The 4175-nt window shown below is 59.9% G+C and carries 4 protein-coding genes; 1 reads left to right on the top strand and 3 read right to left on the bottom strand.

All coding sequences use genetic code 11. The annotated features are described in order from the left end of the window. The first annotated feature begins 590 nt into the window (after positions 1-590). Entirely contained in the window at positions 591-2258 is a 1668-nt protein-coding gene (gene ettA / locus ABYO54_RS14740) for an energy-dependent translational throttle protein EttA (protein WP_372809002.1), read from the top strand. A 9-nt stretch (positions 2259-2267) separates the two neighbouring features. On the opposite strand, the gene ABYO54_RS14735 is transcribed toward ettA, so the two are convergent. From ABYO54_RS14735 to ABYO54_RS14725, 3 genes are all read right to left on the bottom strand, one after another. Beyond that, positions 2268-3065, bottom strand: a complete 798-nt coding sequence (locus ABYO54_RS14735) for a phosphatidylcholine/phosphatidylserine synthase (protein ID WP_372809001.1) — start codon at positions 3063-3065, stop codon at positions 2268-2270. A gap of 8 nt (positions 3066-3073) precedes the next feature. Further along, positions 3074-3763: a phosphatidylserine decarboxylase gene (locus ABYO54_RS14730; protein WP_372809000.1), complete on the bottom strand. Its 690-nt coding sequence runs from the start codon at positions 3761-3763 to the stop codon at positions 3074-3076. After that, positions 3760-4175, bottom strand: a 416-nt coding sequence (locus ABYO54_RS14725; RefSeq protein ID WP_372808999.1) for a DUF2062 domain-containing protein, incomplete at its 5' end; no start/stop codon positions are given. The genes ABYO54_RS14725 and ABYO54_RS14730, both read right to left, overlap by 4 nt.

Here is a 4175-nt window from a genome sequence, read left to right as displayed (position 1 = left end):
TTACCATTCATTACCTTCCCCCAGTTAGGTCGCCGCGCGGCCTATGTTCGATATTTTGGATGCCGGTTAACTTCCCGCCACCGCCTGAAAAAGGCTTGCATGCCTCCCGCGCTTCAACAATGCAGGTGCAAAAGGAATTCCAACATAATGGATCGGCTTGTTTCGCACGGATAGAGTTCTTCCCTTCAACATCGCTTTGAAAGCAACCTATGTCAGTCCTGAATGGCACTTATAGATGCGGCACTTAAATAATGAGAGTTTTAGCCACGGGACAGCACAGAGAGAACAAAGCAATATTTCGTTGCGTCTGCGTCCTTTGCGCTCTCTTGTGGCCAATATTTCCATTAGCAGGGCGTCTCAGAGTTTGATCCCGGCGCAATAATCGATAATCGGTGTCCATCTGAGGCAATTCCTTCCGCTTGGGCTGAATGGTGTGGTTCCCTTCCCGGATTTAGGTTAACGCATTCCCCCTCGCCCCATTTTTGTGCGGCCAGCGAAACCGTGTACCCGGCACTTGAAAGGGCATTCCCGGCTTGCCCTTTTTTGCGCCCGCAGGTAAAACCCCCGCTCGATTTTAAAGGAGATTTCCCATGGCCGGAGAATATGTCTATACCCTCGAAAACCTGACGAAACAGCATGGCGCGAAGACCATTCTCGAAGACGTCAACCTCTCGTTTTTTTTCGGCGCGCGCATCGGCGTGATCGGCGGAAACGGTTCGGGCAAGTCGAGCCTGCTGCGGATCATGGCGGGGATCGACGACGAGTTCATGGGCCAATGCATCATCGCGAAGAAGGCGAACATTGGCTACTTGGAACAGGAACCGGAACTGACGCCGGGCAAGACGGTTCTGGAATGCGTGATGGAGGGCGTGGCCGGTCAGCAGGCCAAGCTCGACCGCTACGACGAAATCTGGGAGCTGCTCGGCGGCGACATCTCCGACGAAGCGTCGGATAAGCTGAACGACGAAGTGGCCCAGCTGCAGGACGAGATCGACGCCAACAACCTGTGGGAACTCGATCGCCACGTGGAGATGGCGATGGACGCGCTACGGCTGCCGGACGCCGACCAGCCCGTCGACGTGCTCTCCGGCGGCGAAAAGCGCCGCGTGGCGCTGTGCCGGCTGCTGTTGCAGAACCCCAACGTCCTGCTGCTCGACGAACCGACCAACCATCTGGACGCGGAGTCGGTCGGCTGGCTGGAAGAGCATCTCAAGCGCTACACCGGCACGCTGATCGTGGTGACCCACGACCGCTACTTCCTCTCCAACGTGACCGAGTGGATTCTGGAGCTCGATGCCGGGCGCACCTATCCCTACAAGGGCAACTACGAAGCGTGGCTGGAGCAGAAGCAGCTGATCGCCGAGAAAACCCAAAAGCTCAACGCCTCGCGCCGCAAGATGCTCAAGCAGGAACTCGAGTGGGTGCGCATGAACGCCTCGAGCCGCCTGACGAAAAACAAGGCGCGCCTGAAGCGCTACGACGAGCTGGCCAGCCAGGAGTTCGACACCGCCGAGGAAAACCTGGCCATCCAGATTCCGGTCGGCAAGCGGCTCGGCCAGAAGGTGGTTCGGGCGCGGGGCGTGGCCAAGGCCTTCGGCGACCGCTTGCTGTTCGACGGCGTCGATTTCGACCTGCCGCCCGGCGGCATCGTCGGCATCATCGGCGGCAACGGCGCGGGCAAGACCACCCTCTTCAAAATGATCCTCGGCAAGGAGCCGCTGACCTCCGGGACGCTGGAGCTCGGCGACAGCGTCGACATCTCCTACGTCGACCAGAGCCGCGAGGACCTCGATCCGGACAAAACCATCTGGGAAGAGATTTCCGGCGGCGAGGAGACGATCGAGGTCGGCGGCCGCGAAATGAATTCGCGGGCCTACTGCGCGCGCTTCAACTTCAAGGGGGCGGAGCAGCAGAAGAAGGTCGGCGTGCTTTCCGGCGGCGAACGCAACCGCGTGCACCTGGCCAAGCTGCTGCGCGGCGGCGGCAACCTGCTGATGCTCGACGAACCGACCAACGACCTGGATGTCGCCACGTTGCGCTCGCTGGAGGAAGGGCTGATGAACTTCGGCGGCTGCGCGGTGGTGATCAGCCATGACCGCTGGTTCCTCGACCGCGTCGCCACCCACATTCTCGCATTCGAGGGCGACGAAGTGATCTGGCACGAGGGCAACTATGACTCCTTCAAGGAGTTCATGAAAAAGCAGAAGGGCGACAACTGGAGCCCGCACCGCGTCCGCTACCGCCCGCTCAAGAACTAACCCCGAAGATCAGAGCTCCTGGTGGAGCTTGACGGAGGCGTCGTCCTTCTTCAGCAGCGAGTCGCCGAAGAATCCGCTGAGCACGTAGAGATGCGTCGTGACGAAGATGGCGTAGTAGACGCCGCCCTGGATTCTGAGCATTGCGAAAGCCGTCAAGCAAACCAGCGCGATGCGCACGAACAGGGGCCCCGCCAGGACCAGCCGCTTGAGATGGATGTATTCGAATTCGCCGATCATCAGGAAACCAAGCAGGAAGGCATAGGCAATCGACACCAAGCCGATCATCCGCGCCTCCACCCCCAGATGGTCGAGCAGCAGCAGCATCGTGCACAGCACCGCCGTCGCCCCGGGCGTCGGCAACCCCGTGAAGATGCTTTCCTTCGACGAGCCGCCGCTGAGGGCAATCGTGTTGTATTGGGCCAACCGCCACAGGGCGCAGACCGCGAAGAAGCCGGACGCCAGCCACGGAACCCAGCGGAATGCCGGCGACTGCATGCACCATTCCTGCCCCAGCAGATAAACCAAAACCGCCGGCGCGATGCCGAACGAGATGGCGTCCGCCAGGGAATCGAGTTCCATGCCATGCATGCTTTCGGCCTTCAGCTTGCGGGCGGAAAACCCATCGAACACGTCGAAAACCATCGCGGCGATCATGAGCAGGATGGCGAGCACCGGGACCGCGCTGCCGTCGGCACGCGGGTGGGTCATGTAGATGATGGCCGAAAGCCCGCAGAGCGCATTGCAAAGCGTTATAGAACAGGGGATGAAGGAGAGGTCCTTCCAAATGGCGGGTCTGCGTTGTCTCATAAGAAAACCTAAAGCTTGATTCGTGCAATGATCGTGGATCCGGAACGGACCTTGTCGCCGACGGCAACGGCCGCCGAGATCCAAGGCTCGTTCGGGAGGTAGAGTTCGGTACGGGAACCGAATTTGATCATCCCGTAAATAACGCCCTTTTCGAGCGTTTGGCCGCGGTCGGCCTCGCACACGATCCGTCGTGCGATGGCGCCGGACACCTGGCGCACCGCCACCGGAAACTCTTTTCCGCAGGCCCGCCCGGTTCCGGCGATCACCAGCGATTCGTTTTCCTTGGCGCAGCGCGGGTTGCGGGCATCCAGGAAACGGCCTTCCTTGTATTGTTTGTATTCCACCGCGAAAAGGCAGGGCGCCCGGTTAACGTGGACGTCGAGCACCGAAAGGAAAATACCGATGCGCAGCAACTCCTGCCCTTCGAAAAGCCCGATGCCATGGTCCGTCACCACTTCAATGTCGCGGACGACCCCATCGGCCGGAGCAACCAACGCCGAATCCTCGGCGGCGATGACGCGCACCGGAACCCGGAAAAAGGCGGCGAGCGCCAGCCAGGCCAGGCCGGTCAGCACCAACAGTGCGGCCCCGACCCCGGCATTGAACTTCAACAACACCAAAAGCCATATGGCCCCCAGGGCCAGCGCCATCAGACCGCTGCCAAGCCATTCCCGCATCCCATATCGACAAAGCTTCATTCGCAAACTTTCCGTCCCGCACTCCAAGGCTGTTTTTCCCTGCGCAGGGCCTTACGCCGTCTGTAGTTACGCACCAAAGATACCATGCCCACATACCCAAAGAAGCCCGAAAAAATGCCAAAAAAAAGACCTCCTGCAAAGAAGGATAGGAATATTTCGGCGCCCAGCCCCATCAGTAGGCGAAACGATGGCGCTTCGATCAGGCTCAACAACGCTCCGTGAATGAATCGATAGGAAATCGGGCGGCCGATCAAATAGCTGCCGACGTAGCATTGCAGCGGGTAAATCAGCGGAATCGTGGCCGGGTTCGTGGCCCACGTGAAAAGGAGCGCGGGAACCTTGGCCGCCTTGAAAACCAGCGCCAGGGGAAACGCGATCATCATCTGAAGCGCAAAGGGGATGGAAAATGCGG

The organism is Pontiella sp., assembly GCF_041622395.1.
Lineage (GTDB): Bacteria > Verrucomicrobiota > Kiritimatiellia > Kiritimatiellales > Pontiellaceae > Pontiella.
The sequence above is the reverse complement of the archived record's forward strand: the minus strand, read 5'-3'. Positions and strand labels throughout refer to the sequence as shown.